The sequence below is a fragment of the Pseudomonas pharyngis genome (assembly GCF_021602345.1).
GTDB lineage: Bacteria > Pseudomonadota > Gammaproteobacteria > Pseudomonadales > Pseudomonadaceae > Aquipseudomonas > Aquipseudomonas pharyngis.
On the sequence record NZ_BQID01000011.1, the window covers coordinates 1 to 24,329 of the forward strand.

The 24,329-nt window shown below is 60.5% G+C and carries 23 protein-coding genes and 1 pseudogene; 12 read left to right on the forward strand and 12 right to left on the reverse strand.

All coding sequences use genetic code 11. From position 1 onward, the window contains the following. Nucleotides 1–218 precede the first annotated feature (218 nt). The gene (locus L6D74_RS30005; RefSeq protein ID WP_064599005.1) at nt 219–821 is read left to right on the forward strand and encodes a cold-shock protein; all 603 of its coding nucleotides are present in this window, start codon (nt 219–221) and stop codon (nt 819–821) included. Nucleotides 822–916: 95 nt separating this feature from the next. On the opposite strand, the gene L6D74_RS21540 is transcribed toward L6D74_RS30005, so the two are convergent. The 3 genes from L6D74_RS21540 to L6D74_RS21550 all read right to left on the reverse strand — a co-directional run bounded on the left by L6D74_RS21540 (nt 917) and on the right by L6D74_RS21550 (nt 2,368). Then, complete coding sequence (locus L6D74_RS21540) at nt 917–1,123, reverse strand: SlyX family protein (RefSeq protein ID WP_039766003.1); 207 nt, start codon at nt 1,121–1,123, stop codon at nt 917–919. 3 nt (nt 1,124–1,126) lie between these two features. Next, on the reverse strand, nt 1,127–1,552 hold the full coding sequence (locus tag L6D74_RS21545) for an HIT family protein (protein ID WP_236190284.1): 426 nt from the start codon (nt 1,550–1,552) through the stop codon (nt 1,127–1,129). A 462-nt stretch (nt 1,553–2,014) separates the two neighbouring features. Next, nucleotides 2,015–2,368 carry a hypothetical protein gene (locus tag L6D74_RS21550; RefSeq protein WP_236190286.1) on the reverse strand — a complete coding sequence of 118 codons (354 nt, stop codon included), beginning with the start codon at nt 2,366–2,368 and terminating at the stop codon, nt 2,015–2,017. Between the two features lie 75 nt (nt 2,369–2,443). On the opposite strand from L6D74_RS21550, the gene L6D74_RS21555 reads away from it, so the two are divergent. Next, nucleotides 2,444–3,790: an OprD family porin gene (locus tag L6D74_RS21555; RefSeq protein WP_236190288.1), complete on the forward strand. Its 1,347-nt coding sequence runs from the start codon at nt 2,444–2,446 to the stop codon at nt 3,788–3,790. A 123-nt stretch (nt 3,791–3,913) separates the two neighbouring features. On the opposite strand, the gene L6D74_RS21560 is transcribed toward L6D74_RS21555, so the two are convergent. Next, entirely contained in the window at nt 3,914–4,753 is an 840-nt protein-coding gene (locus tag L6D74_RS21560) for a mechanosensitive ion channel family protein (RefSeq protein ID WP_064599011.1), read from the reverse strand. Between the two features lie 138 nt (nt 4,754–4,891). Then, on the reverse strand, nt 4,892–5,377 hold the full coding sequence (locus tag L6D74_RS21565) for a YajQ family cyclic di-GMP-binding protein (RefSeq protein WP_011335651.1): 486 nt from the start codon (nt 5,375–5,377) through the stop codon (nt 4,892–4,894). Nucleotides 5,378–5,517: 140 nt separating this feature from the next. Here L6D74_RS21565 and L6D74_RS21570 point away from each other — a divergent pair, with 140 nt between their 5' ends. From L6D74_RS21570 to L6D74_RS21580, 3 genes are read left to right on the forward strand one after another with little or no spacing between them, the layout of a single operon-like run. Beyond that, entirely contained in the window at nt 5,518–6,435 is a 918-nt protein-coding gene (locus L6D74_RS21570) for a putative 2-dehydropantoate 2-reductase (protein WP_236190290.1), read from the forward strand. A gap of 45 nt (nt 6,436–6,480) precedes the next feature. Continuing rightward, on the forward strand, nt 6,481–8,517 hold the full coding sequence (locus L6D74_RS21575; protein WP_039765991.1) for a sensor histidine kinase: 2,037 nt from the start codon (nt 6,481–6,483) through the stop codon (nt 8,515–8,517). Between the two features lie 3 nt (nt 8,518–8,520). Next, nucleotides 8,521–9,105: a cob(I)yrinic acid a,c-diamide adenosyltransferase gene (locus L6D74_RS21580; RefSeq protein ID WP_236190291.1), complete on the forward strand. Its 585-nt coding sequence runs from the start codon at nt 8,521–8,523 to the stop codon at nt 9,103–9,105. A 136-nt stretch (nt 9,106–9,241) separates the two neighbouring features. Here the strand turns inward: L6D74_RS21580 and L6D74_RS21585 are convergent, their stop codons facing one another. The 4 genes from L6D74_RS21585 to secA form a co-directional block, all read right to left on the reverse strand. Next, a complete protein-coding gene (locus L6D74_RS21585) occupies nt 9,242–10,186 on the reverse strand; it encodes a Nudix family hydrolase (RefSeq protein WP_236190292.1) in 945 nt (314 codons plus the stop codon). Continuing rightward, nucleotides 10,183–10,815, reverse strand: coding sequence for a glutathione S-transferase family protein (locus L6D74_RS21590; protein ID WP_236190293.1), 633 nt, complete (start codon nt 10,813–10,815; stop codon nt 10,183–10,185). Before L6D74_RS21590 ends, L6D74_RS21585 begins: the two co-directional genes overlap by 4 nt. Nucleotides 10,816–10,877: 62 nt before the next feature. Beyond that, entirely contained in the window at nt 10,878–12,095 is a 1,218-nt protein-coding gene (gene argJ / locus L6D74_RS21595) for a bifunctional glutamate N-acetyltransferase/amino-acid acetyltransferase ArgJ (RefSeq protein ID WP_039765981.1), read from the reverse strand. Nucleotides 12,096–12,217: 122 nt separating this feature from the next. Next, a complete protein-coding gene (gene secA / locus L6D74_RS21600; protein WP_064599018.1) occupies nt 12,218–14,956 on the reverse strand; it encodes a preprotein translocase subunit SecA in 2,739 nt (912 codons plus the stop codon). Nucleotides 14,957–15,263: 307 nt separating this feature from the next. On the opposite strand from secA, the gene L6D74_RS21605 reads away from it, so the two are divergent. Beyond that, entirely contained in the window at nt 15,264–15,719 is a 456-nt protein-coding gene (locus L6D74_RS21605) for a DUF721 domain-containing protein (RefSeq protein WP_085610816.1), read from the forward strand. Between the two features lie 11 nt (nt 15,720–15,730). On the opposite strand, the gene L6D74_RS21610 is transcribed toward L6D74_RS21605, so the two are convergent. Next, the gene (locus tag L6D74_RS21610; protein WP_085647613.1) at nt 15,731–17,218 is read right to left on the reverse strand and encodes a helicase HerA-like domain-containing protein; all 1,488 of its coding nucleotides are present in this window, start codon (nt 17,216–17,218) and stop codon (nt 15,731–15,733) included. Nucleotides 17,219–17,405: 187 nt separating this feature from the next. Here L6D74_RS21610 and L6D74_RS30150 point away from each other — a divergent pair. From L6D74_RS30150 to L6D74_RS21630, 5 genes and pseudogenes are all read left to right on the forward strand, one after another. Continuing rightward, nucleotides 17,406–18,437: pseudogene (locus L6D74_RS30150) on the forward strand (HAMP domain-containing protein); the annotation flags it as partial. Between the two features lie 93 nt (nt 18,438–18,530). Further along, entirely contained in the window at nt 18,531–19,295 is a 765-nt protein-coding gene (locus L6D74_RS30155) for a methyl-accepting chemotaxis protein (RefSeq protein ID WP_371855245.1), read from the forward strand. Nucleotides 19,296–19,595: 300 nt separating this feature from the next. Further along, nucleotides 19,596–20,708: an N-acetylglucosaminyl phosphatidylglycerol synthase gene (locus L6D74_RS21620; RefSeq protein ID WP_236190294.1), complete on the forward strand. Its 1,113-nt coding sequence runs from the start codon at nt 19,596–19,598 to the stop codon at nt 20,706–20,708. Further along, nucleotides 20,701–21,477 carry an N-acetylglucosaminyl phosphatidylglycerol deacetylase gene (locus L6D74_RS21625; RefSeq protein WP_236190295.1) on the forward strand — a complete coding sequence of 259 codons (777 nt, stop codon included), beginning with the start codon at nt 20,701–20,703 and terminating at the stop codon, nt 21,475–21,477. Before L6D74_RS21620 ends, L6D74_RS21625 begins: the two co-directional genes overlap by 8 nt. Then, a complete protein-coding gene (locus L6D74_RS21630; protein WP_236190296.1) occupies nt 21,474–22,472 on the forward strand; it encodes a glucosaminyl phosphatidylglycerol flippase in 999 nt (332 codons plus the stop codon). The genes L6D74_RS21625 and L6D74_RS21630 overlap by 4 nt, the downstream gene beginning before the upstream one ends. On the opposite strand, the gene L6D74_RS21635 is transcribed toward L6D74_RS21630, so the two are convergent. Both L6D74_RS21635 and purU read right to left on the reverse strand, forming a co-directional pair. After that, complete coding sequence (locus L6D74_RS21635) at nt 22,456–22,632, reverse strand: hypothetical protein (RefSeq protein WP_007951232.1); 177 nt, start codon at nt 22,630–22,632, stop codon at nt 22,456–22,458. The genes L6D74_RS21630 and L6D74_RS21635 overlap by 17 nt on opposite strands. A 58-nt stretch (nt 22,633–22,690) precedes the next feature. After that, nucleotides 22,691–23,539 carry a formyltetrahydrofolate deformylase gene (gene purU / locus L6D74_RS21640; RefSeq protein WP_011335666.1) on the reverse strand — a complete coding sequence of 283 codons (849 nt, stop codon included), beginning with the start codon at nt 23,537–23,539 and terminating at the stop codon, nt 22,691–22,693. 339 nt (nt 23,540–23,878) lie between these two features. Here purU and mvaT point away from each other — a divergent pair, with 339 nt between their 5' ends. Then, nucleotides 23,879–24,256, forward strand: a complete 378-nt coding sequence (gene mvaT / locus L6D74_RS21645) for a histone-like nucleoid-structuring protein MvaT (RefSeq protein ID WP_007951234.1) — start codon at nt 23,879–23,881, stop codon at nt 24,254–24,256. The last annotated feature ends 73 nt before the right edge of the window (nt 24,257–24,329 follow it).

Here is a 24,329-nt window from a genome sequence, read left to right on the forward strand (position 1 = left end):
GATAGACGCGACAAATCGTCCGACGCCTGCCGCTGGCCGGCGTAATTTGAGTACCCGCAGGCTTTGCTGTTAAATAGGCAGTGTGTCGCTACGCCCCGTTTTCCGGGCCTGCGCATAGGCTGATGCCGGGTACGTGTCCAACGCCTCTTTATTGTTCCGAAGCGAACCGTGCGCCTTCAGCTCTTCCTTGTGAGCCGTCATAACGTGAGTCAATAAAAATGTTGAAAATCGTCCACCTGCTAATGGGCGCAGCAGCCTTGCTGCTGTCCTTCATACCTAGCCTGAAGTCCGAAGCGGTACCTTACCTGCAACAACCCGATGCACTTTACCTGGCCTTTTTCGGCCTGCTGAACCTGATCCTTGCGCCAGTCATCCCTTACTGGAACAAAGGTCCGCGCCAGCATCTGCAAAACCTGGTCAGCGCCTTGCTGGTCCTGACCGTCGTCCTGCAAACCCTGACCCTGATCGCGCCGATGCCTGTCATCGCCGGCCAGCCAGCCGTACTGTTCAGCCTGGTGATTGCACTGATTGCCGTGGTCCTGCACCTGGCCGTCAGCTTTTATAAATCCTCACCGGCCGCCGCTACGCAAAGCTACGACATGAGCAACCGCGATACCGGCACCGTCAAGTGGTTCAACACCTCCAAGGGCTTCGGCTTTATCTCCCGGGATTCCGGCGATGATATTTTCGTGCACTTTCGCGCCATCCGTGGCGAAGGCCACCGCGTTCTGGTCGAAGGCCAGCGCGTGGAGTTCTCGGTGATGAACCGTGACAAGGGCCTGCAGGCCGAAGACGTGATCGCCGCCCTGCCGCGTCGCTGATTCACGCCTCCCGGCAATAAAAAACCGCGAACAGCCTGGCTGTTCGCGGTTTTTTAATGCGCGTTTTTTTTCACGGGAGCATGCCCGCACGCCTCTCAATAGTGTGGCGGCGGCGCGTCTTCCTCAAAGGATCCGATCTGGCCGACCATCTCTTCCTGACGCTTGAGTACAGCTGCCATCTGCAATTGCAGACGCTCAACCACCCGCTGCTGCTCCACCAGCACATCGTTCAATGCCTGAATGGTGTCGTCCTGAAACGCCAGGCGGCTTTCCAGCTCGGTAACACGTTGTTCGAGGCTCATGACTCAGCCCTCCAGAAAGGTGAAATCGTCGTCCAGCACCAGACGCAGGCGCTCGCGGATCGCGGCCACTTGCTCGGCATTGTAAGGCTTGGCGGGGTGCTTACCCCAGACCGGCGCCGGCCAGGCGGCATCGTCCCGTTTACGCACGATGACATGCATATGCAGTTGGCTGACAACATTACCCAGGGTCGCGACATTCATCTTGTCGGCGTCGAAGGAGTCCTTGAGTACCTCGGCCAGGGCTGTGGTTTCCTGCCACAAGCGCTGCTGGTCGGCGACATCCAACTGAAACAACTCGCTGATATCGTCGCGGCGTGGCACCAGGATGAACCACGGGTAGTTGGCATCGTTGGACAACAGCAGTCGGCAGAGCGGGAAATCGCCGATGGTCAGGGTGTCCTGTTGAAGTCGTGAATCTAAAGCAAACACTGCGCGCACTCCCGGCGGTTGACCTGTTTTCAGCTTAGCGCCCCACTGCGAAAGCAGCGCGCCAAACGACTGGACGGCAGCATACCTGCGATTGTGGAGTCCTTCACGGCGAATGCGCTACTGCAAGGATTTCCAGCGCCCCGGAATGAGCCATTTGCAGCTCGAGCGCACCAGTACGGAACCTGCCAATGAACACGGCGCAAGGACCGGGTCATATCGTGGCGTTTACGGCCCTTCAACCGCTCAACTGTATGAATTCAGTACAGCCATTGAAATTTTTTGCACCAAAACCGCACAGCACGTCTACGCTCAGTGCGTCGGGCATCCGCCGAATACTCACTGACGGGGTGAACCGGTAACGTTTTTGGTTGTCGCGCTGCGACTTTCAGGGAGCAACACCATGCGAAGGATGGCGTCAAGCCTGTTCGAAAGGCCCTCGAAGCCCCCGGTTTTATGAGGTTTTTACAGCATCAGACGAGCACCTTGAAAAAAACCGGAACAATTCAGCGATTTGTGCACGCTTGTTGCATTCATACCCATATGGACTATAAGCGCACCACAAGAAGTGGATGCCTTGAGCCCCATAAAAACAGTGGCAGGGTTGCCCGATGGAGATTCAAGCGTTTTGCCAAGGGACTCTTTTTTACCGATGCTCAAGCTCTGTAAAACAGCGCTGAAGTTGTCAGTCCCATTGCATTTGGACTGTAAATTTGCGACATCTACCAAGCCGTTTGCGACACGCTCGTAAAGAAGCTGAAAGGTTGGATTCGCAAGTATCGCCAACATGGTCGGCGTGATATAAGTTTGCGCCGACACAAAAAGAAAGAGCCGCCCAGATAATAAAACAGGTGGGACGGCAGTACTCTTCTAAAACCAAAGGAGCAAATCACGATGCGCGTGATGAAGTGGAGCATGATCGCACTGGCAGTTGCTGCAGCAGCCAGTACTCAAATGGCTACGGCCGCCCCGTTTGTAAGTGACCAGGCTGAAGCGAAAGGCTTCGTTGAAGACGCGAAAGCTGACTTGCTGATTCGCAACTATTACTTCAACCGTGACAACAAAGACGGTGCCCGTGACGTTAAAGACTGGACCCAGGGTATCTGGGGCAACTTCAGCTCCGGTTACACCCAAGGTACTGTTGGCGTCGGCGTTGATGCGTTCGGCTACCTGGCCATCAAACTGGACGGCGGCGCCGGCACCAGCGGCTCCGGCAACATGAGCCGCAGCAACGAATTCAATGCAAACGGTTCCCGCGACCCTGACGACAGCCAAGGCAAAGCCGGCGCTGCCATCAAGTTCCGCGTATCGAAAACCGAGCTGAAAATCGGTGACATGCAGCCTAGCACCGCTCCGGTGTTCGCTGTCGGCGGCTCCCGTATCCTTCCGCAAACTGCCAGCGGTTTCCAACTGCAGAGCAGCGAGATCAAAGACCTTGACCTCGAAGCCGGTCACTTCTACTCGGCAACCAGCCAGGACCGCAACTCCCGTGAAGGCGGTCTGTACGCGACCTACGCCGGCGTTGAAGCCAACACCATCGACTACTTCGGTGGCAAGTACGGCATCACCGAAAACCTGAGCGCATCGCTCTACGGCGCCAAACTGGAAGACATCTGGAACCAGTACTACGCCAACGTGAACCTCACCACTCCGTTCGGTGGTGACACCTCGCTGAACACCGACTTCAACATCTATCGCACCACCGACACCGGTAGCGCGAAAGCCGGTGACATCAGCAACACCGCGTTCTCCCTGGCCACCGCTCTCTCGTTCCTGAAAGCGCACACCATCACCCTGGCCTTCCAGAAGGTCAACGGCGACACTCCGTTCGACTACATCGGCGTGGGCAAGAACAACCGTGGCGGCGACTCGATCTTCCTCGCCAACTCCATCCAGTACTCTGACTTCAACGGTCCTGGCGAGAAATCTGCCCAGATCCGTTACGACATCAAGATGGCCGAGTACGGCGTTCCAGGTCTGAGCTTCATGACCCGCTACGTTAAAGGCTGGGACATCGACGGCACCCACACTCCAGCAGGCAGCGCCTACGCTGGTCTGTATGGCGAAGATGGCAAACACAACGAAACCAACTTCGAAGCCAAATACGTAGTTCAGTCTGGCCCGGCCAAAGACCTGTCCTTCCGTATTCGTCAAGCCTGGCACTTCGCTAACGCCGACGAAGGCGAAGGCGATACCAAAGAGTTCCGTCTGATCGTCGACTACCCGCTGTCGATTTTGTAATCGCACCGAGTTAGTTGCGGTAACAAAACAAAAAGGCCCATCTTCGGATGGGCCTTTTTTATTGCCTGTCACTTGTAATAGATGCCTGACCGATAAGTCAGGCAATTAATTAGCAACCTATCATTACACTGCCGATTCCTGCACCACACGAATCACTCGTTGTGGAAAAGGAATATCAATGCCTGCAGTCTTTAAACGATCACGCGACTGTTCGTTAAACATGAACATCACATCCCAGTAATCCGCCGTTTTAACCCAGACGCGCAGAGAAACAGTGATCGAACTGTCACCCAGTGTCGAAATAACGGCCTGAGGTGCCGGATCCTGCAGAACGCGCTCATCCTTGGCCAGATCCAGCAGCACCTGACGGGCCTTTTGCAGATCGGCTTCGTAATCCACACCTACGTCGAACACAACCTTGCGGGTCGGCTGACGGTTGGTGTTGGTGATGATGCCGTTCGACAGGTTGCCGTTCGGGACGATGATGGTCTTGTTGTCGCCAGTGCGCAGCACGGTGTGGAAGATCTGGATGCTGTCGACGGTACCCGCCACACCCTGAGCTTCGATCCAGTCACCGATGCGGAACGGACGGAACAGCAGAATCAGCACGCCGCCGGCGAAGTTCGCCAGGCTGCCCTGCAACGCCAGACCGATGGCCAGGCCGGCCGCACCGATTGCCGCGACGAACGAGGTAGTCTCGACGCCGATCATCGACGCCACGCTGACGATCAGCAGCACCTTGAGAATGATGTTGGCCAGGCTGCTGATGAAACCTTGCAGCGCGAGGTCGGCATTGCGCAGGGCCAGCAGGCCGCCGAGCTTTTGCGTAACCTTGTTGATCAGCCACCAGCCGATGGCCAGGGTGATCACCGCCAGCAGCACACGGCTGCCGTATTCCATGATCATCGGAATCCACGCCTGGGACGCCTTGACCAGGTTGTCCACCTCAGCATTCAAATCCATCTTTTATCTCCTGATTGCCGGCTTCCCGGGCTGTAAAAAACCAGCGGCAGAAAGACCGAACCGGACAGGGCTCAATCGTTTCTGCCGTTGCTTGGGCCTCGGACGCATTTAACGCCGAGAGGTTCCCGACCGAAAAGCTTAGTCGCGGAAGTTGTTGAACTGCAGTGGCATGCCGAATTCCTTGGCACGCAGGGCCGCGATGGCTTCCTGCAGGTCGTCACGCTTCTTGCCGGTCACACGTACCTGCTCGCCCTGAATGGCAGCCTGCACCTTGAGCTTGGCTTCCTTGATGTGGCCGACGATTTTCTTCGCCAGTTCCTTGTCGATGCCTTCCTTGAGGACGGCGTCCTGCTTCATCAGCTTGCCCGAGGCGAAGGAGTCTTTGACTTCCAGGCACTGCACGTCGATCTTGCGCTTGACCAGGGCCAGCTTGAGGATCTCGATCATCGCTTCCAGCTGGAAATCGGCTTCAGCGGTCAGGTGGACGGTCAGGTCCTTTTCCTTGTATTCGAAGCTGCCCTTGCCTTTCAGGTCATAACGACGATCGAGTTCCTTCACGGCGTTCTCGACCGCGTTGGTGAGTTCGTGTTTGTCCAGTTCGGATACCACGTCGAACGACGGCATGTAAGTTCTCCAATAAAAAGGCGCGCTCGTACGGGACGCGGCGCGCTTGGCTTGCGGTTAAAATCGGGCTCATTATAACGGGTCTTTTCCCACCGACACGGCGAGCCTTGCATGCCAGTACCTTACCGAGTGAAAAACTGATGTCCACCCCCTGGCACGTCCTCGGCGCCGGAAGTCTCGGCACGCTCTGGGCCACACGCCTGGCCCGGGCCGGCCTGCCGGTTCGGTTGATCCTGCGCGACATTGACCGCTTGCACGACTATGCGACGGCGGGCGGCCTGACCCTCGTCGAGCAAGGCGTGGCCAGCAGCTACGCCATCCCTGGCGAAACCCCGGACAGCCCCGAACCGATCCGCCGCCTGCTGGTGGCCTGCAAGGCCTACGACGCCGAAAAGGCCGTAGCCGGGCTTGCCCATCGCCTGGCACCGGACGCCGAACTGATCCTCTTGCAGAACGGCCTCGGCAGCCAGGAAGCCGTGGCCGCGCGAGTCCCGCAGGCCCGCTGTATCAGCGCCTCCAGCACCGAAGGCGCTTTTCGCGACGGCGACTGGCGCGTGGTGTTCGCAGGCCATGGCTACACCTGGCTAGGGGACGCCGGTCATCCGGTAGCACCGATCTGGCTGGACGATCTCGAGGCGGCGAAAATCCCCCATGAATGGAGCGCCGACATCCTCACCCGTCTGTGGCGCAAGCTGGCACTCAACTGTGCAATCAATCCGCTGACGGTGCTGCACGATTGCCGCAACGGCGGCTTGCAGCAACATCACTGCGAGGTCGCCACCCTGTGCGGCGAACTGACCGAACTGCTCGAACGCTGCGGGCAACCGACCGCGGCGGACAACCTGCAACAGGAAGTCGAACGGGTGATCCAGGCCACGGCGGCGAATTTCTCGTCCATGTATCAGGACGTGGCCAGTAAACGCCGCACCGAGATCAGTTATCTGCTCGGCCACGCCTGCAAGGTTGCAGAGCGTCATCAGTTGAACCTGCCGCATCTCAAGCAATTGCAAGAGCGCCTGAGCGCTCATCTGCACAGTCTCGGATTGCCCGTCGACTGAGCAGCGGCTACGCTGGCCACTTGTTCCTTTGCTGCGATAAACCTGATGCCATTGCGCCAGCGTCTTGAAAACCTGCCGGTCGGCCAGAAACTGCTGGCCGCTCTGCTGGTGCTGTTGACCACTGTGTTGCTGGTCGCCAACCTGACCTTTATCAGCGCCGCCTATTACATTTCCCAGGAAAGCATGGCGCCCCAGGCGTTGCAGACCATCGGCCGGCTGGTGTCGAACCCGAGCCTGGTGGCCGACGCCTTGCAGTCGCCACAAAGCGCCGAGCGTTTGCTCAAGGAGCTCGACAGCTATTCCCCGCTGCGTGCCGCGGCTCTGTACGACGGCAAAGGTGAACGCCTGGCGCAGTTGCAGCACGGCGACAAACTCAACCTGCCGGAACGCTACCGGCACATCGAAGCCTGGCAACTGACCGAGTTCCGCAGCAACCAACTCATCACCCTGCCCCGCCCCGGCACTGCGCCAGGCCATCTGTTACTGGTGGCCAGCAGCGAGCTGCCGGTGGCGTTCTACACCGGCACGCTTACGGCGAGTCTGGGGATTCTGATTTTCAGTGTGCTGCTGTGGCTGGTTATCGCCCGGCAAATCAAACGCCTGATCACCCGGCCGATCCATCAGCTCGAAGAACTGTCCCGCCAGGTCACCCGCGAAGAGAACTACGCCCTGCGTGCCTCCCGGGGCAACCATGACGAAATCGGCAGTCTGGCCGAAGCGTTCAACACCATGCTCTCGCGCATCGAGGCCCGGGAGCAGCAACTCAAGCGCGCCCGCGATGACTCGCAAGCAGCTTACGATCAGGCCCAGGGTCTGGCTGAAGAAACCCGCCACACCAACCGCAAGCTGGAACTGGAAGTCCAGGTGCGCAGCAAGATCGAGAAAAAACTCACCGGGTTCCAGAACTACCTCAACAGCATCATCGACTCCATGCCCTCGGCGCTGATCGCCCTCGACGAACAGCTCTACGTCACCCAATGGAACCAGGAGGCCAGCGCCCTTTCCGGTACCCGGCTGGACGAAGCGCTGAACCAGCCGATCTTCCTCGCGTTCGAGCCGCTCAAGCCGTTCCTCCCGCAACTCAAGCAGACCGTCGAACAGCACACGGTGGCGAAAATCGAGCGGGTGACGTGGTTCAAGGACGACGAGCCCAAGCACTACGCCCTGACCTTCTATCCGTTGATGGGCGGCGCCGGGCGCGGCGTGGTGATCCGCATCGACGACATCACCCAGCGCCTGTCGCTGGAAGAAATGATGGTGCAGTCGGAGAAAATGCTGTCGGTCGGCGGCCTCGCCGCCGGCATGGCCCACGAAATCAACAACCCGCTGGGGGCGATCCTGCACAACGTGCAGAACATCCGCCGACGCCTGTCGCCAGACCTGCCGAAGAACCTCGAGCAGGCCGAGCAACTGGGCATCGAACTCGATACCGTGAACCGCTACCTGCAAGGCCGGGAAGTCCCGCAACTGCTCGACGGCATCCAGCAGGCCGGCGCGCGGGCGGCGAAAATTGTCACGCACATGCTCAGTTTCAGTCGCCGCAGCAACCGCCAGATGGCGCCGTGCGACCTGCCGGCGCTGATCGATCAAGCCGTGGAAATCGCCGGTAACGACTTTGACCTGGCCATCGGCTTCGACTTCAAGGGTCAGGCGATCATTCGCCAGTTCGACCCGGCGCTGGGCCCGGTGCCCGGCACGGCCAACGAACTCGAACAGGTGCTGCTGAACCTGCTGAAAAACGCCGCGCAGGCGATCCACCAGCGCGAAGATGACAGCGAGCCAGGGCGAATCACCCTGCGCACCCGGCTCAATCCGCCATGGGCCGAGATTCAGGTCGAGGACAACGGCATCGGCATGAGCGAGAACGTGCGCAAGCGCACCTTCGAGCCGTTCTTCACCACCAAGGAAATCGGCCAGGGCACGGGCCTCGGGCTGTCGGTGTCGTACTTCATCATCACCAACAACCACAAAGGGCAAATGGAAGTGCAGTCGGCGCCAGGGCAAGGCACCTGCTTCACCCTGCGTCTGCCGCTGGCGCAACCGGCGCCCATCGCCGCCGAAACCAATCAACTACCGAGGTAAACCATGGGCTTTCGCTTGTCGAAAATCTACACCCGCACTGGCGACAAGGGCGAAACCGGACTGGGCGACGGCCGCCGGGTACCCAAGGATCACCCGCGCATCGAGGCCATTGGCGAGGTCGATACGCTGAACAGTCAGGTCGGCGTGCTGCTGGCCGGATTGATCGCCGAGCGCGAAACCTGCCCAGGGCTGAATGAGTTGATCGATGTGTTGGTGCCCTGCCAGCACCGTTTGTTCGACCTTGGCGGTGAACTGGCGATGCCGGAGTATCAGGCATTGAACACAGCAGAAATCGAACGGCTGGAAGCCGCTATTGATGTCTGGAATGAAGAATTGGGGCCGCTGGAGAATTTCATTCTGCCGGGCGGTTCGATGCTGATTGCCCAGGCCCATGTCTGTCGCAGCCTGGCGCGCAGTGCCGAGCGGCGTTGCCAGCATTTGAATGCGATCGAACCGTTGGCCGGGGTTGGCCTGGCGTTTATCAATCGCTTGTCAGATCTGTTATTTGTGGCGGCGAGGTTGATTGCGCGGCGCCAGGGTGTTGCAGAAATCCTGTGGCAGCCGGCGGCGAAACCTTCAGAGGTGTAGCGCCGAACAGGACGCCTTCGTCGGAACGCCGCCCGGAGCAAGCCCGCTCCCACAGTTGATCGAGTTCCTCCTGCGGCAATGCAATCAACCGTGGGAGCGGGCTTGCTCGCGAAGGGACATCAGCCTCAATAAAGAATCAGGCCTCAGGCCAGAACGCTCGAATCCCCGCCACACCCTGAGCCCCGGCATTCCACGCTTTTTCACGCTCCGCCGGTCCGACTCCGCCCAGCAGAAACACCGGCTTGCTGAAACCTTCGATCAGCGTCGATGCCTGCTCCCAGCCCAACGGCTGCGCATCCGGGTGAGTCAGGGTCGGTTGCACCGGCGACAGGGTCACGAAATCCACACCCATCTGCTCGGCCAGCGCCAGCTCTTCCGCGTTGTGGCAGGACGCCGCCAGCCAGCGCTCCGCCGGCAGCGGACGCCCTGCCGCCGCGTACTTGCGCAGCTGCGCCGAGGTGATGTGCCAACCAGCGGCCGGGAAATCGCCCAGCCACTCGAACGGGCCCTTGATCATCAACTGCGCCTTGCCGGCGCACAGGCCGACCGCATCCACCGCCAGATCGCGGTACTTCGGGTCATAACCATTGGGCGCACGCAGCTGGATCAGCTTGATACCGCCGGCAATCGCCTTCTGAATACCGCGCAGCAAGGCCGGGGTTTCCAGGTCTTCCGGGGTGATCAGGTATTCAGCGGGCAGACGCGCAGCCGCGACGATCGGCTGGTTGGCCGCCGGGAATTCGTAATCCGTCAGCGCTCTGGCGGAAACCCAGGCCAAAGGCTGGCCTTCGGCGCCATGGGGGTCGCCGGTGAAGCTCGACACTTCCCAGACATCCAGCAACACCTGCTTGTCGGGGTAATCGTGGCGCACTTTGATCAGCGGCCGGGCAGCGCCGACAACGATGCCCAACTCTTCGTGCAGCTCGCGGGCCAGTGCGGTTTGCACCGACTCGTCGGCTTCGACCTTGCCACCGGGAAACTCCCACAGGCCACCCTGATGCTGGGTATCGGCACGCCGGGCGATCAGAATTTTGCCGCTGCCATCACGAATGACGGCGGCGGCGACGTGTACACGTTTCACGACTGCAATTCCTCCAGTCCGGCCTTTTGCCAGGCCTTGAAGGCTGGCCATTGGTAGACGGTTTCAACATAGGCTTGATCATCGGCCGGCAGCTTGACCTGATAGGTGCGCAGACGCACGGCAATCGGGACGAAGAACGCATCGGCCAGCGACACCCGACCAAACAGGTAAGGCCCCGGTTCATTCGCGGCGGCGCGGCATTCGGCCCACAGCGCGAGCATGCGTTCGATGTCGACCTTCACTTCCGGCGGCACCGGGTTGAGCGGCGCGTCATGGCTCAGATTGAACGGCATGTGGTTGCGCATGGCGAAAAAGCCGCTGTGCATCTGCGCGCAGGCGGATCGCGCCTGGGCTCGGGCGAAGATATCGGTCGGCCAGAGTTGCTCGGAAGGAAACTGTTCGGCCAGGTATTCGGCAATCGCCAGCGAATCGGCAATGGTGCCGCGGGCGGTTTTCAGCAGCGGCACCTTGGCGGTCGGCGAATGGGTAAGCAACCGCTCGCGGGTGTCGGGCTTGCCGAGTTTGACCAGTTCTTCGGTGTAGGGCGCGCCGGTCAGTTCAAGCGCCAGTGCCGCGCGCAGGGACCAGGAGGAAAGCAGTTTGTCGCCGATGATCAGGTGAAGGCTCATGTTCGGGTCCTTTCATGGGACAGAAGAAAAGGAGGTCCGCAGACCTCCTTCTTCGGCAGGGATCAGGTGCGGTATTCGGCGTTGATCTTCACGTACTCGTGGGACAGGTCGGTGGTCCAGATGGTTTCGCTGCAATCGCCGCGACCCAGTTCGATACGGATGGTGATTTCTTCCTGTTGCATCACCGCCGAGCCCTGGGCTTCGGTGTAAGTCGCGGCGCGGGCGCCACGGCTGGCGATGCACACCTCGCCAAGGAATACGTCGATCTTGCTTACGTCCAGGTCCGGCACGCCGGCCCGACCAACGGCAGCGAGGATTCGGCCCCAGTTCGGGTCGGACGCAAACAGTGCCGTCTTGATCAGCGGCGAGTGGGCCACGGTGTAGCCGACGTCCAGGCATTCCTGGTGATTGCCGCCGCCGTTGACTTCAACGGTCACGAACTTGGTCGCGCCTTCGCCGTCACGCACGATGGCCTGGGCCACGTCCATGCACACCTCGAACACGGCTTGTTTCAGCTTGGTGAACAGCTCGCCTTCGGCACGGGTGATTTCCGGCAGCGCAGCCTTGCCGGTGGCGATCAGCATGCAGCAGTCGTTGGTCGAGGTGTCGCCGTCGATGGTGATGCGGTTGAACGACTTGTTGGCGCCGTCCAGGATCAGGTTGTGCAGCACGTCGCGGGAGACTTTGGCGTCGGTGGCGATGTAACCGAGCATGGTCGCCATGTTCGGACGGATCATGCCCGCGCCCTTGCTGATGCCGGTGACGGTGATGGTCACGCCATCATGCTGGAACTGGCGGCTGGCGCCTTTTGGCAGCGTGTCGGTGGTCATGATGCCGGTGGCGGCGGCTTCCCAGTTGTTTTCCGACAGGTCGTCCAGCGCGGCCTGCAGGGCGCCTTCGATCTTCTCGACCGGCAGCGGCTCGCCGATCACGCCAGTGGAATACGGCAGGATCTGGCTGGCATCCACGCCGGTCAGTTCAGCCAGTTTGGCGGTGGTGCGCTCGGCGGCGGCCAGGCCCGGTTCGCCGGTGCCGGCGTTGGCATTGCCGGTGTTGGTCAACAGGTAGCGCACAGCGTTCTGCACGCGTTTCTTGGCCAGGATCACCGGCGCTGCACAGAAAGCGTTCAACGTAAACACGCCCGCCACGGTGGAACCTTCGGCGCAACGCATCACGACGACATCCTTGCGCCCCGGGCGCTTGATGCCGGCCGAAGCGATACCGAGTTCAAAACCGGCAACCGGGTGCAACGTTGGCAAAGGACCAAGACCAACAGCCATGAATGCGCTCCTTACTCAATGATGTCAGCACCGCCAAGCGTAGTGACGGTGGTGTAAATGGCAAAACGCCGCGACGGCTGGTGCCGGTCGCGGCGCGGGTATTTCAGCGATTGAAACGGGTTTTACTGGATCTGCCCGTGGCAATGCTTGAATTTCTTGCCCGAACCGCAGTAGCACAGTTCGTTGCGGCCCAGCTTCTGCTCGTTGCGCACCGGGGCGGTGGCGAGGGCCACATCGACCTCTTCACCGACCAGTGCTTCCGGTTGATCCAGACCTGGCGCTTCAGCGTGTTCGAACTGCATGCGGGCGGCCAGTGCTTCGGCTTCCTGACGCAGGCGTTGCTCTTCCTCGGCCGGATCTTCGCGGCGAACCTGAACGTGCGACAACACACGGATCGAGTCGCGCTTGATCGAATCCAGCAGCTCGGAGAACAGCGTGAAGGACTCGCGCTTGTATTCCTGTTTCGGGTTTTTCTGCGCATAACCACGCAGGTGGATACCGTGACGCAGGTGATCCATGGTCGACAGGTGGTCTTTCCACAGGTCGTCCAGAACGCGCAGCACGATCTGCTTCTCGAACGAGCGCAGGGCTTCGGCGCCAGCCTGGTCTTCTTTTTCGTTGTACGCGGCGATCAGCTCGTTCATCAGCTTTTCGCGCAGGGTTTCTTCGTACAGGTGATCGTCTTCGTCGAGCCATTGCTGGATCGGCAGCTTCACGCCGAAGTCGCTGGCGATCGACGCTTCCAGACCGGCCACGTCCCACTGCTCTGGCAGCGATTGCGGCGGAATGTGCGCGCTGACGGTGGCGTTCAGCACGTCCTGCCGGAAGTCAGCGATGGTTTCGCCGATGTTGTCCGCAGCCAGCAACGTGTTACGCATGTGATAGATCACTTTACGCTGTTCGTTGTTGACGTCGTCGAACTCGAGCAGTTGCTTGCGAATGTCGAAGTTGCGGCCTTCAACCTTGCGCTGTGCCTTCTCGATGGCGTTGGTCACCATGCGGTGTTCGATCGCTTCGCCAGGCTGCATGCCCAGGGCTTTCATGAAGTTCTTCACCCGGTCGGAGGCGAAGATACGCATCAGGCTGTCTTCCAGCGACAGGTAGAAGCGGCTGGAACCGGCGTCACCCTGACGGCCGGCACGGCCACGCAGCTGGTTGTCGATACGACGGGATTCGTGACGCTCGGACGCGATCACCTGCAGACCGCCGGACTCCAGCACTTGCTGGTGACGCTTCTGCCAGTCGGCCTTGATCTGGGCAATCTGCTCAGGGGTCGGGTTTTCCAGCGACGCGACTTCAACTTCCCAGTTGCCGCCCAACAGGATGTCGGTACCACGACCGGCCATGTTGGTAGCGATGGTCAGTGCGCCCGGACGACCGGCCTGCGCGATGATTTCAGCTTCTTTTTCGTGGAACTTGGCGTTCAGAACCTTGTGTTCGATGCCTTCCTTCACGAGCAATGCGGACATGTGCTCGGAGGTTTCGATGGTCGCAGTACCCACCAGCACCGGACGACCGGCAGCCATGCTTTCCTTGATGTCGTTGACGATCGCCGCATATTTCTCTTCGGCGGTCAGGAACACCAGGTCGTTGTAGTCCTTACGGGCCAACGGTTTGTTCGGCGGAATGACCATAACGTCCAGACCATAGATCTGGTGGAATTCGAATGCTTCGGTATCAGCGGTACCGGTCATGCCGGACAGCTTGGTGTATAGACGGAAGTAGTTCTGGAACGTGGTCGATGCCAGAGTCTGGCTTTCGGCCTGGATATTCAGGTTTTCCTTGGCTTCGATGGCCTGGTGCAAGCCTTCGGACAGACGACGACCCGGCATGGTGCGACCGGTGTGCTCGTCAACCAGCACGACCTGGCCGTCTTGCACGATGTATTCGACATTGCGGTTGAACAGCTTGTGCGCACGCAGGCCGGCGTAAACGTGAGTCAGCAGACCCAGATTATGCGCCGAGTACAGGCTCTCGCCTTCAGCCAGCAGGCCAACACTGGCGAGTTGCTCTTCGATGAACTGGTGACCGGCTTCGTTGAGTTCGACCTGACGGGTCTTCTCGTCGACGGTGAAATGGCCTTCCTGGGTGACTTCGCCTTCGACTTCTTCGACGTGCAGCTTGAGTTTCGGGATCAGCTTGTTGATCTCGATGTACAGCTTGGAGCTGTCCTCGGCCTGACCGGAAATGATCAGCGGGGTGCGCGCTTCGTCAATGAGGATGGAGTCGACTTCGTCGATCACGGCAAAGTTGAGTTCGCGCTGGAATTTCTCTTCCATGCTGAACGCCATGTTGTCGCGCAGGTAGTCGAACCCGAATTCGTTGTTGGTGCCGTAGGTGATGTCGGCGGCGTAGGCGGCGCGCTTCTCTTCCGGCGGCTGGAACGGCGTCACGATGCCGACGCTCAGACCGAGGAATTCATACAGCGGACGCATCCAGTTGGCGTCGCGGCGGGCCAGGTAATCGTTCACGGTCACAACGTGCACGCCCTTGCCGGACAGCGCGTTGAGGTAAACGCCCAGAGTACCCACCAGCGTCTTGCCCTCACCGGTGCGCATTTCGGCGATCTTGCCTTCGTGCAGGGTCATGCCACCGATCAGCTGGACGTCAAAGTGGCGCATGCCCATGACACGCTTGCCGGCTTCACGGGCGACCGCGAAGGCTTCGGGCAACAGCTTGTCGAGGGTCTCCCCCTTGGCAATGCGGTCCTTGAACTCTGCGGTCTTGGCGCGCAGTTGATCGTCCGAGAGGGCGACCATCTTCTCTTCGAAGGCATTGACGAGCTGCACCGTCTTGAGCATGCGTTTGATTTCACGCTCGTTCTTGCTTCCAAAAAGTTTCTTTAACAAAGGCGCAAACATATCGGCAGGATCTTCCACACTAAAGGGATGGAGGGCGGCCCCGTGAGTCGCCCGTGCAGCCCTCATGGCCGCATGCGAACGAGCATTCTACCCGGAAACGGTGGTGAGGAAAGTGGGGATATTCCACGATGCTGGCACTGCGCTTTGACGGGGCTCACTTAAAATAGGGGCGTTTTGCTCAACTTCAAGCCGTACAGGGAAGAAGTTAGTCGTTGATTTAATGGGCAAAGCAGGGACAAAAGCAATGGGCGAGTGAAATGGCTGCCATCTGCTACCATGGCGCCTCTGTCACTTCAGGTCCTAGATCATGGCATTTCGCCCTCTCACAGCCAGAGCGCCCGCCGTTCTGCTACGCGAAGCCAGGCCGTTGAAAGCCATCCTCGGTCATGCCCAGCGTCTGGCCCATCTGCAACGTCTGCTCGAAAGCCAGCTGCAACCTGCCGCCCGCGCGCACTGCCACGTAGCCAAGTGGCGCGAAGGCGAACTGTTGCTGATCGTCACCGACGGCCATTGGGCCACGCGCCTGCGCTATCAGCAGAAACGCCTGCAACGGCAACTGCAGATGTTCGATGAGTTCGCCAATCTGACACGGATAAAATTCGCCGTGCGGCCACCGACCCTCCAGCGCGAGGCGAACGGGCCGACGATCGACCTGTCGACGGATGCGGCGGCGACCATCCAGGCTACCGCCGACGGGATCAGCGATCCGAATCTGCGAGCGGCACTGGAACGACTGGCCGCCCACGCCAAACCTAAACCCTGAGCCTTGGTTGATCAGCGGCGTTTGCTGCCCCCGAGCAATGACCCCATCAGACCGCGCACCAACTGTTTACCCAGCGAATTCGCTGCCTGGCGCATCGCAGACTTGAGCGCCTGCCCCGCCGCCGTCCCGAGGAACTCTCCGGCCTTGTCCGCCAGGCTCGGCTCCTCAATCGCCGGTTTGCCCGGCGCCGCTTCCGCCTCCGGTCCCAGCCCCTTGCGGCCCATCAGAATTTCATAGGCCGACTCCCGGTCGATCGGCTTGTCATAACGGCCCTTGAACGGCGAACCGGCGATCAGCATCGTGCGTTCGGTCTCGGTCAACGGCCCGATCCGCGATTGCGGCGGTGCCACCAGCACCCGCTGCACCATTTCCGGCGTGCCCTTCTCTTGCAGCGTGCCGACCAAAGCCTCGCCGATCCCGAGTTCGGTGAGCACCGATAACGTGTCGAACGCCGGATTCGGCCGGAAGCCGTCCGCCACCGCCCGCAGGGATTTCTGCTCCTTGGCGGTGAACGCGCGCAGGCCGTGCTGGATCCGCAGCCCCAGTTGCGCCAGCACATCGTCCGGCAGATCGCCCGGCGACTGGGTGACGAAATACACGCCCACACCTTTGGAACGGATCAGCCGCACCACTTGCTCCAGCCGCTCCTGCAACGCCTTCGGCGTATCGCCAAACAACAAATGCGCCTCATCGAAGAACAGCGCCAGCAACGGTTTATCGGCATCGCCGCGTTCCGGTAATTGCTCGAACAGCTCGGCCAGCAGCCACAGCAGGAAGGTCGCGTAGACCTTCGGCGCTTCATGCACCAGACGACTGGCGTCGAGCAAATGGATGCGCCCGCGACCGTCAGCGGTCGGTTGCAGAATATCTTCCAGTTGCAGCGCCGGTTCGCCGAACAACGCCTCGGCGCCCTGCTGCTCCAGCGTGGCCAGACGCCGCAACAGCGCCTGGCTGGAGCCGGTGGTGAACAGCGCCGCGTCTTCGCCCAACAGCTGCGGATTGTCCTTCAGGTGATTGAGCAACGCTTTGAGGTCTTTGAGGTCCAGCAGCAACAGGCCTTCGCGATCCGCCACCTTGAAAGCGGCGTACAACGCCGATTGCTGGCTGTCGGTCAGTTCCAGCAAGGCGCCGATCAGCAGCGGGCCCATTTCGCTCAGCGTGGTGCGCAACGGATGACCGGACTGACCGTGAATGTCCCACAAGGTCACGGGATACGCCTGAGGCTTGTGATTGAGCCACGGCATGCCGGCGATGCGCTCGGCAATCTTGCCCTGGGGATTGCCGGCAGCACCGAGGCCGCACAGGTCGCCCTTGACGTCGGCGGCGAACACCGCGACGCCGGCGTCGCTGAACGCCTCGGCCAGACGCTGCAAGGTGACGGTCTTGCCGGTACCGGTGGCCCCGGCCACCAGCCCGTGACGGTTGGCCAGGCGCATGGCCTGGGCGATCGGTTGCCCGGCGAGGTCGGCGCCGATTACGAGTTGCAAGGAGTCAGGCATTTGGTCACCCAATGGTTAATCTTTGTCGAGCATGGCCGATAGCTAAAGGTGACAGATGCGACTGACATCCGCATCGGAGATTTCCCTAAGGAGAAGCGGAAATACCTGCTTGTACTCATCAAGCCCACCTAGCGAGCATCTATAGAAGCACGCCCTGAATAATAAGACCTTAGCGGAACCCCAAGCCATGAACAAAAATCTGCGTTTCAGCCATAAAATTTTGCTTGCCGCCGCCCTCATCGTTATTGCCGCCTTCGCCTCGTTCACGCTGTACAACGACTGGTTGCAACGCAATGCGATCCGCGAGGACCTGGACAATTACCTCAACGAGATGGGCGAGGTCACAGCCGACAACATTCAGACCTGGCTCAGCGGGCGCATCCTGCTGATCGAGAACGCTGCCCAGAACATTGCGATCAACCCCGAGCCTGCCGCCGTCGCCAGCCTGCTGGAACAGAAAGCCCTGACTTCGACTTTCATGGCGTCCTACCTGGGCGATGCCACCGGGCACTTCACCATCCGCCCGGATGCGAAGATGCCGGACGGTTTCGATCCGCGCGTTCGCCCTTGGTATAAAGGTGCGGAAAGCAGCAGCACCTCGACCCTGACCGAACCGTACATCGACGCCGCCACCGGCCAGACCATCATTTCCATCGCCACCGCCGCGAAAAAGGCCGGCCAGAGCGTGGGCGTGGTGGGCGGCGATCTGAGCCTGCAAACCCTGATCAACACCCTCAGCGCCCGGGATTTCTCTGGCATGGGTTACGCGTTCCTGGTCAGCGCCGACGGCAAGATTCTGGTGCACCCGGACAAGGCCCTGGTGATGAAGTCCTTGAAGGAAGCCTATCCGCAGGACACCCCGCGCATCAGCAGCGACTTCACTGAAGTCACCGTCGACGGCAAGACCCGCATCGTCAACTTCACCCCGATCAAAGGCCTGCCGTCGGTGAACTGGTACATCGGCCTGTCGGTGGACAAAGACAAAGCCTTCTCGATGCTCAGCGAATTCCGCACCTCGGCGGTGATCGCCACCGTGATTGCGGTGGCGATCATCATCGCCCTGCTCGGCATGCTGATCCGCATTCTGATCCAGCCGCTGCACGTGATGACCCGCGCCATGGAAGACATCGCCGACGGCGAAGGCGACCTGACCAAGCGCCTGACCATCCAGAACCAGGACGAATTCGGCGTGCTCGGCACGGCGTTCAACCGTTTCGTCGAACGTATCCACGGCTCGATCCGCGAAGTGTCGTCGGCCACCGGCCAGGTCAACGAAGTCGCCCTGCGGGTAGTCGCGGCCTCGAACTCGTCGATGTACAACTCCGACCAGCAAGCCTCGCGCACCAACAGCGTGGCGGCGGCGATCAACCAGCTCGGCGCCGCCGCCCAGGAAATCGCTCGCAACGCCGCACAAGCCTCGACCCAGGCCAGCGACGCCCGTGGCCTGGCTGAAGACGGCCAGCAAGTGGTGGAGCGCAGCATCAAGGCGATGAATCAACTGTCGAGCATGCTCAGCGCATCCAGCAGCAATATCGAATCGCTGAACAGCAAGACCGTGAACATCGGCCAGATCCTGGAAGTGATCACCAGCATTTCCCAGCAAACCAATCTGCTGGCGCTCAACGCGGCCATCGAGGCAGCGCGGGCCGGTGAAGCCGGGCGCGGTTTTGCGGTGGTGGCGGACGAGGTGCGCAACCTCGCCCACCGCACCCAGGAATCGGCGCAACAGGTGCAGACCATGATCGAGGAGCTGCAAGTCGGCGCCCGCGAATCCGTCAGCACCATGAGCGACAGCCAGCGACACAGCCAGGACAGCGTGGACATCGCCAACCTCGCCGGCGAGCGCCTGAACAGCGTGACCCAGCGCATTGGTGAAATCGACGGGATGAACCAGTCGGTGGCGACCGCGACCGAGGAACAGACTGCCGTGGTCGAGTCGATCAACGTGGATATTACCGAGATCAATACGCTGAACCAGGAAGGTGTCGAGAACTTGCAGGCGACGTTGCGTGCCTGCTCGGATCTGGAGCAGCAGGCTTCGAGACTGAAGCAGTTGGTGGGTAGTTTCCGGATCTAAGATCAAGATCAAAAGCCTACCCCCTCACCCCCAACCCTCTCCCCCAAGGGGGCGAGGGGGAAAGGGAGCAGATCTTCAGGGTTTTCAGGTCCTGAGCTCGGCGCGAAACTTTCAGGTCGATGTATCACGACCAAACACCTCGGTCAGTCCCCTCTCCCCCTGGGAGAGGGTTAGGGTGAGGGCCTGACGCCCTCAACCCCAGCACAAATCCCCCTGCCGCCCCCCACCGCGAAACCCCGACCGAACATCTATTCTTGATAAAGGTCAACCAAGGGAGATCACTGCGGAGGGACGTTCACCGTGCATATCGCTGACATCACCATGTTCTACGCCCCGGCCAGCGGCGGCGTGCGCACCTATCTGGATGCCAAGCACCGTCGGCTGGGGGGCAAGCCCGGCATCCGCCACAGCCTGCTGATCCCCGGGGCGGATTTTGGTGAGTCTGACGGCGTTTATACGGTTCCCGCCCCTGCCCTGCCCTTCGGCAAGGGCTATCGTTTTCCCCTGCGCCTGGCCCCTTGGCGAAACGTCCTGCAGGATCTGCAACCCGATCTGATCGAAGTCGGCGACCCGTACCTCACCGCCTGGGCCGCGCTCGATGCACGGCGACAACTGGATGTGCCGGTGATCGGTTTCTACCACTCGGACCTGCCGCTGCTGGTGGGCAACCGCATGGGCCATTGGGTCACGCCAAATGTCGATGCGTATGTGCGCAAGTTGTACGGCAATTTCGACCGGGTGCTGGCACCCAGCCAGGTCATGGCCGACAAGCTCAGCAGACTGGGGGTACGTAACGTATATGTGCAGCCCCTGGGCGTTGACCTTCAGACCTTCCACCCGGATGCCCGCGACGCTGGATTACGCGCCGAGCTGGGGATCGCCGAGGACACGCGCCTGCTGATCTTTGCCGGTCGCGGTTCCAAGGAGAAAAACCTGCCGGTGCTGCTCGACTGCATGAAACGCCTGGGGCTGCGTTATCACTTGTTGCTGGTCGGCTCGTCGATGCCGGCGTCCGTCCCGGACAACGTCAGCGTGATCGACCGGTTCTGCCCTGCCGTACAGGTCGCGCGGTTGATGGCCAGTGCCGACGCGCTGATCCATGCCGGCGATCAGGAAACCTTCGGCCTGGTGATCCTGGAGGCCATGGCTTGTGGCATTCCGGTGGTGGCGGTGGCGGCCGGGGCGTTCGAAGAAATCGTCAGCGAATCCTGCGGCCTGCTCTGCGCGCCGAACAATGCGCAAGCCATGGCCAATGCCGTGCGCGAACTGTTCAGTCGCGGGACTGACGTAATCGGTCGACAGGCACGCCAACATGTCGAACGGCATTACGCCTGGGACACGGTGGTCGACAGCCTGCTGAGCCATTACCACGCGGTTCTCGGCGATTCGGTTCCTCGGGTGGCCAATGGCTGAATCTCACGAGCGTCCGGCGGTAATGCTGGTGCTGCATGACGTGGCACCCTCCACGTGGGCCGATTATCGAGGGTTCGTCGAAGCCGTTGACCGGTTGGGCAACATCCCGATGACGTGGCTGGTGGTCCCGGACTTCCATCGCCACGACGCCCTTGAGGCCCACCCGGAGTTCTGTCGCATGCTCGACGAGCGCGTCGCCCGCGGCGATGAACTGGCGCTGCACGGCCACTTTCATGAGGACACCGAGCCCGGCCCGCGTACTGCTCGCGACTGGTTCATGCGCCGGGTCTACACCCATGAAGGCGAGTTCTATCAGTTGTCCCGTGAAGCCGCCCTCGCCCGCCTGCGCCCGGGCATCGATCTGTTTCGACGCCACGACTGGCCGCTGCACGGTTTCGTGGCCCCGGCCTGGTTGATGAGCGCCGGCACGCGCGAAGCACTGCGCGAATTGCCGCTGCGCTACACCAGCGATCCGCAGCATCTTTATCACTTGCCGGATTTCGCGGCGGTCGAGGCCCCCGGACTGGTGTGGAGCGCGCGCAGTGCCTGGCGTCGCGGTGTGTCAAAGATCGTCAGCGAACAGCGAGAGCAGCGCTGGCGTCAGGCGCCGGTAATTCGTCTAGGCTTGCACCCGGTGGACATGCGTCACCGCTTTTCCCGGGATTACTGGTGGCGCACCCTTGAACGACTGCTGGCGGACGGACGCGTGCCCATGACCAAAATCGACTGGCTGACACGCCAGCGCACTCAAGCCGAGCGTGCCGCTTGAGTCGCGGCATTCTGCTGCTGATCGGCCTGCTGGTGGCCGTGGCGGTTCCTGTCCTGCTCGGCGGCGGCGAGACCTGGGAGCGCCTGCAGGCTTTCCCGCTGAATTGGCTGTTGATCATGTTCGCCATGGTGCTGCTGTGCTGGGGCATCAACACCCTGCGCCTGCGGCTGCTGCTCGGCGATCAGCGAGACCGGGTCACGCCCGTGAAAAGCCTCGGGGTGGTGATGGCGGCCGAATTCGCCTGGTGCGCCACGCCCGGCGGCAGCGGAGGGCCGTTGACGATCATGGCGCTACTGGCGCGCAGCGGCGTGCGCCCGGCCCGGGGCAGCGCCGTGTTTGCGATGGATCAGTTGAGCGATCTGCTGTTTTTTCTCTGCGCCCTGAGCGGAATTCTGATCTACGCGCTGTTCCAGCATCTGAGCGATCGTATGGAATGGCTGCTGATTGTCAGCGCCGTGTCATTGTCCGGGGGCTTGCTGAGCTGCATATTGGTCGCGCGCTATCACCGCCGTTTGATCCGCTTGAGCGGACGACTGCTGGCCGGGATGAACATCGAACCGCGAACTCGACGGCGCTGGGCGCGGCAGTTACTGCACTTTCTGGCAGCTTTCACCGATGCGCTGAAGTTGCCCTGGGCGACATTGATCAAGGTGTTCGTCCTGACCTGCGTGCATTGGTCGCTGCGATACAGCGTGCTGTATCTGGCGTTGCGCGGGCTGGGGACGGATGTGCAGTGGGCCTGGACCTTTCTGATCCAGATGCTTTCGCTGGGAGCGGGGCAATTCAGCCTGTTGCCGGGCGGTGCCGGTGCAGCGGAATTGACCTCGGCGGCGCTGCTGGCGCCGATGGTCGGCAAGTCCACCGCGGCGGCGGCGATCCTGATCTGGCGGGTGGTGACGTATTACTTCTATCTGCTGGTGGGTGGCCCGGTGTTTCTATTGATGCTGGGCCGGCCGTTGCTGAAAAAGCTGCTGAGCGTCAGACAGGCTTCTTGAGGTCATCCTCTTCGTCCTTGAGCTGTTCCCACAGTTCGGCAGCACCGGGAAACTCCGTACCGTCCTCCGGGCTCAGGTCATCCGGGTCATAACGACTCAGGCAGCCTTCGCCCAGGGTGGCGGGTGCCTTGGAAGTGGCTTTGTCCAGTGGATCGCTCATCGGTCATTCCTCACGGTCCATGGATCGCTCCCACGCTCTGCGTGGGAGCGATCCTGAATCAGAACACCACGGTCTTGTTGCCGTGCACCAGCACGCGGTCTTCCAGGTGATAACGCAGGCCACGGGCCAGCACCATCTTCTCGACGTCACGGCCAAAACGCACCATGTCTTCGATACTGTCGCTGTGGCTGACACGCACCACGTCCTGCTCGATGATCGGGCCGGCATCCAGCTCTTCGGTCACGTAGTGGCAGGTCGCACCGATCAGCTTCACGCCGCGCATCGAAGCCTGATGGTACGGCTTGGCACCGACGAACGACGGCAGGAAGCTGTGGTGAATGTTGATGACCTTGTGCGCGTATTCGCGGCACATGTCCGGCGGCAGGATCTGCATGTAGCGCGCCAGCACCACCACTTCGGCGTCGTGCTGCTTGACCAGACGCGACACTTCATCGAAGGCCGGTTGCTTGTCCTGCGGATTGACCGGCACGTGGTAATAAGGAATGCCATGCCACTCGACCATGCTGCGCAGGTCGTCGTGGTTGGAAATCACGCAGGAGATCTCGCAATCCAGCTCGTCGCTGTGCCAGCGGTGCAGCAGATCAGCCAGGCAGTGGGATTCGCGGCTGGCCATCAGCACCACGCGTTTTTTCTGCTCGGTGTCGGTGATGCGCCAGTCCATCGAGAACTCTTCGGCGATCGGTGCAAACTTCTCGCGCAACACCTCGATACCGAAAGGCAGGGAATCGGCACGGATTTCGTGACGCATGAAGAACCAGCCGACCTGGTTATCCGAGTGGTGGCTCGCTTCGGTGATCCAGCCATTGTGGGCCGCCAGAAAGTTACTGACTTTGGCAACGATGCCAACGCGGTCCGGGCAAGAAATCACCAACCGAAAAGTGCGCATGAGGGGGAAACTCCAGAACTTCGCAAAGGCCGCCATTCTAGCGACTGCGCGGGAAAACTGCAGTATTGATGACCCAAGGAGCCTCACCGCAGCCCGTCGCAGCTTTTTTGACGCGCGTAAACGCCAGAATGATGGCGTTGCAATAGCCATGCTTGAACAGAGCTGTGTGAATATCTGTGAAGACTCCATCACAATATTTAACTGAACATTCAATTCAGGGCTTTTCAACGTAACTAATTCAAATAAAAACCCCGGTTAAATGTTTACTTGATGAAACAGCCTGACTATTATTGCCGCACTGTCCCCTGCCATCGCGCACTCCCACATAAGGTAGTAATCATGTCCTTGATCAACGAATATCGTGCCACCGAAGAAGCTATCAAAGAGCTGCAAGCCCGTTTGAAGAACCTGTCGCAAGACGACAAACTGCAAGCCGAGCTGGAATTCGAAGGCAAACTGCGCACACTGATGGGCGAATATTCCAAATCCCTGCGCGACATCATCGCGCTGCTGGATCCAGAGTCCAAAACCAAGGCTCCACGTGGCGGCGCAGCCAAAACTACCGGCACCAAGCGTGCTCGCAAAGTTAAGCAATACAAGAACCCGCACAACGGCGAAGTCATCGAAACCAAAGGTGGCAACCACAAAACTCTGAAAGAGTGGAAAGCCAAGTGGGGCGGTGACGTGGTTGAAGGCTGGGCTACCCTGCTGGGCTAAGCCGCAACCCTTGTCGCAGAGCGCTTCTGTGATACAAAAAACGCCAGCGAACGCTGGCGTTTTTTTATGCCCG

Excerpts from the sequence above, each read along its gene's own strand:
- L6D74_RS30005 (WP_064599005.1), top strand. The coding sequence starts at position 219 with ATGTTGAAAATCGTCCACCTGCTAATGGGCGCAGCAGCCTTGCTGCTG.
- L6D74_RS21540 (WP_039766003.1), bottom strand. The coding sequence starts at position 1,123 with ATGAGCCTCGAACAACGTGTTACCGAGCTGGAAAGCCGCCTGGCGTTT.
- L6D74_RS21555 (WP_236190288.1), top strand. The coding sequence starts at position 2,444 with ATGCGCGTGATGAAGTGGAGCATGATCGCACTGGCAGTTGCTGCAGCA.
- L6D74_RS21560 (WP_064599011.1), bottom strand. The coding sequence starts at position 4,753 with ATGGATTTGAATGCTGAGGTGGACAACCTGGTCAAGGCGTCCCAGGCG.
- L6D74_RS21565 (WP_011335651.1), bottom strand. The coding sequence starts at position 5,377 with ATGCCGTCGTTCGACGTGGTATCCGAACTGGACAAACACGAACTCACC.
- L6D74_RS21570 (WP_236190290.1), top strand. The coding sequence starts at position 5,518 with ATGTCCACCCCCTGGCACGTCCTCGGCGCCGGAAGTCTCGGCACGCTC.
- L6D74_RS21575 (WP_039765991.1), top strand. The coding sequence starts at position 6,481 with ATGCCATTGCGCCAGCGTCTTGAAAACCTGCCGGTCGGCCAGAAACTG.
- L6D74_RS21580 (WP_236190291.1), top strand. The coding sequence starts at position 8,521 with ATGGGCTTTCGCTTGTCGAAAATCTACACCCGCACTGGCGACAAGGGC.
- L6D74_RS21590 (WP_236190293.1), bottom strand. The coding sequence starts at position 10,815 with ATGAGCCTTCACCTGATCATCGGCGACAAACTGCTTTCCTCCTGGTCC.
- argJ (WP_039765981.1), bottom strand. The coding sequence starts at position 12,095 with ATGGCTGTTGGTCTTGGTCCTTTGCCAACGTTGCACCCGGTTGCCGGT.
- secA (WP_064599018.1), bottom strand. The coding sequence starts at position 14,956 with ATGTTTGCGCCTTTGTTAAAGAAACTTTTTGGAAGCAAGAACGAGCGT.
- L6D74_RS21605 (WP_085610816.1), top strand. The coding sequence starts at position 15,264 with ATGGCATTTCGCCCTCTCACAGCCAGAGCGCCCGCCGTTCTGCTACGC.
- L6D74_RS21610 (WP_085647613.1), bottom strand. The coding sequence starts at position 17,218 with ATGCCTGACTCCTTGCAACTCGTAATCGGCGCCGACCTCGCCGGGCAA.
- L6D74_RS30155 (WP_371855245.1), top strand. The coding sequence starts at position 18,531 with ATGTACAACTCCGACCAGCAAGCCTCGCGCACCAACAGCGTGGCGGCG.
- L6D74_RS21625 (WP_236190295.1), top strand. The coding sequence starts at position 20,701 with ATGGCTGAATCTCACGAGCGTCCGGCGGTAATGCTGGTGCTGCATGAC.
- L6D74_RS21635 (WP_007951232.1), bottom strand. The coding sequence starts at position 22,632 with ATGAGCGATCCACTGGACAAAGCCACTTCCAAGGCACCCGCCACCCTG.
- purU (WP_011335666.1), bottom strand. The coding sequence starts at position 23,539 with ATGCGCACTTTTCGGTTGGTGATTTCTTGCCCGGACCGCGTTGGCATC.
- mvaT (WP_007951234.1), top strand. The coding sequence starts at position 23,879 with ATGTCCTTGATCAACGAATATCGTGCCACCGAAGAAGCTATCAAAGAG.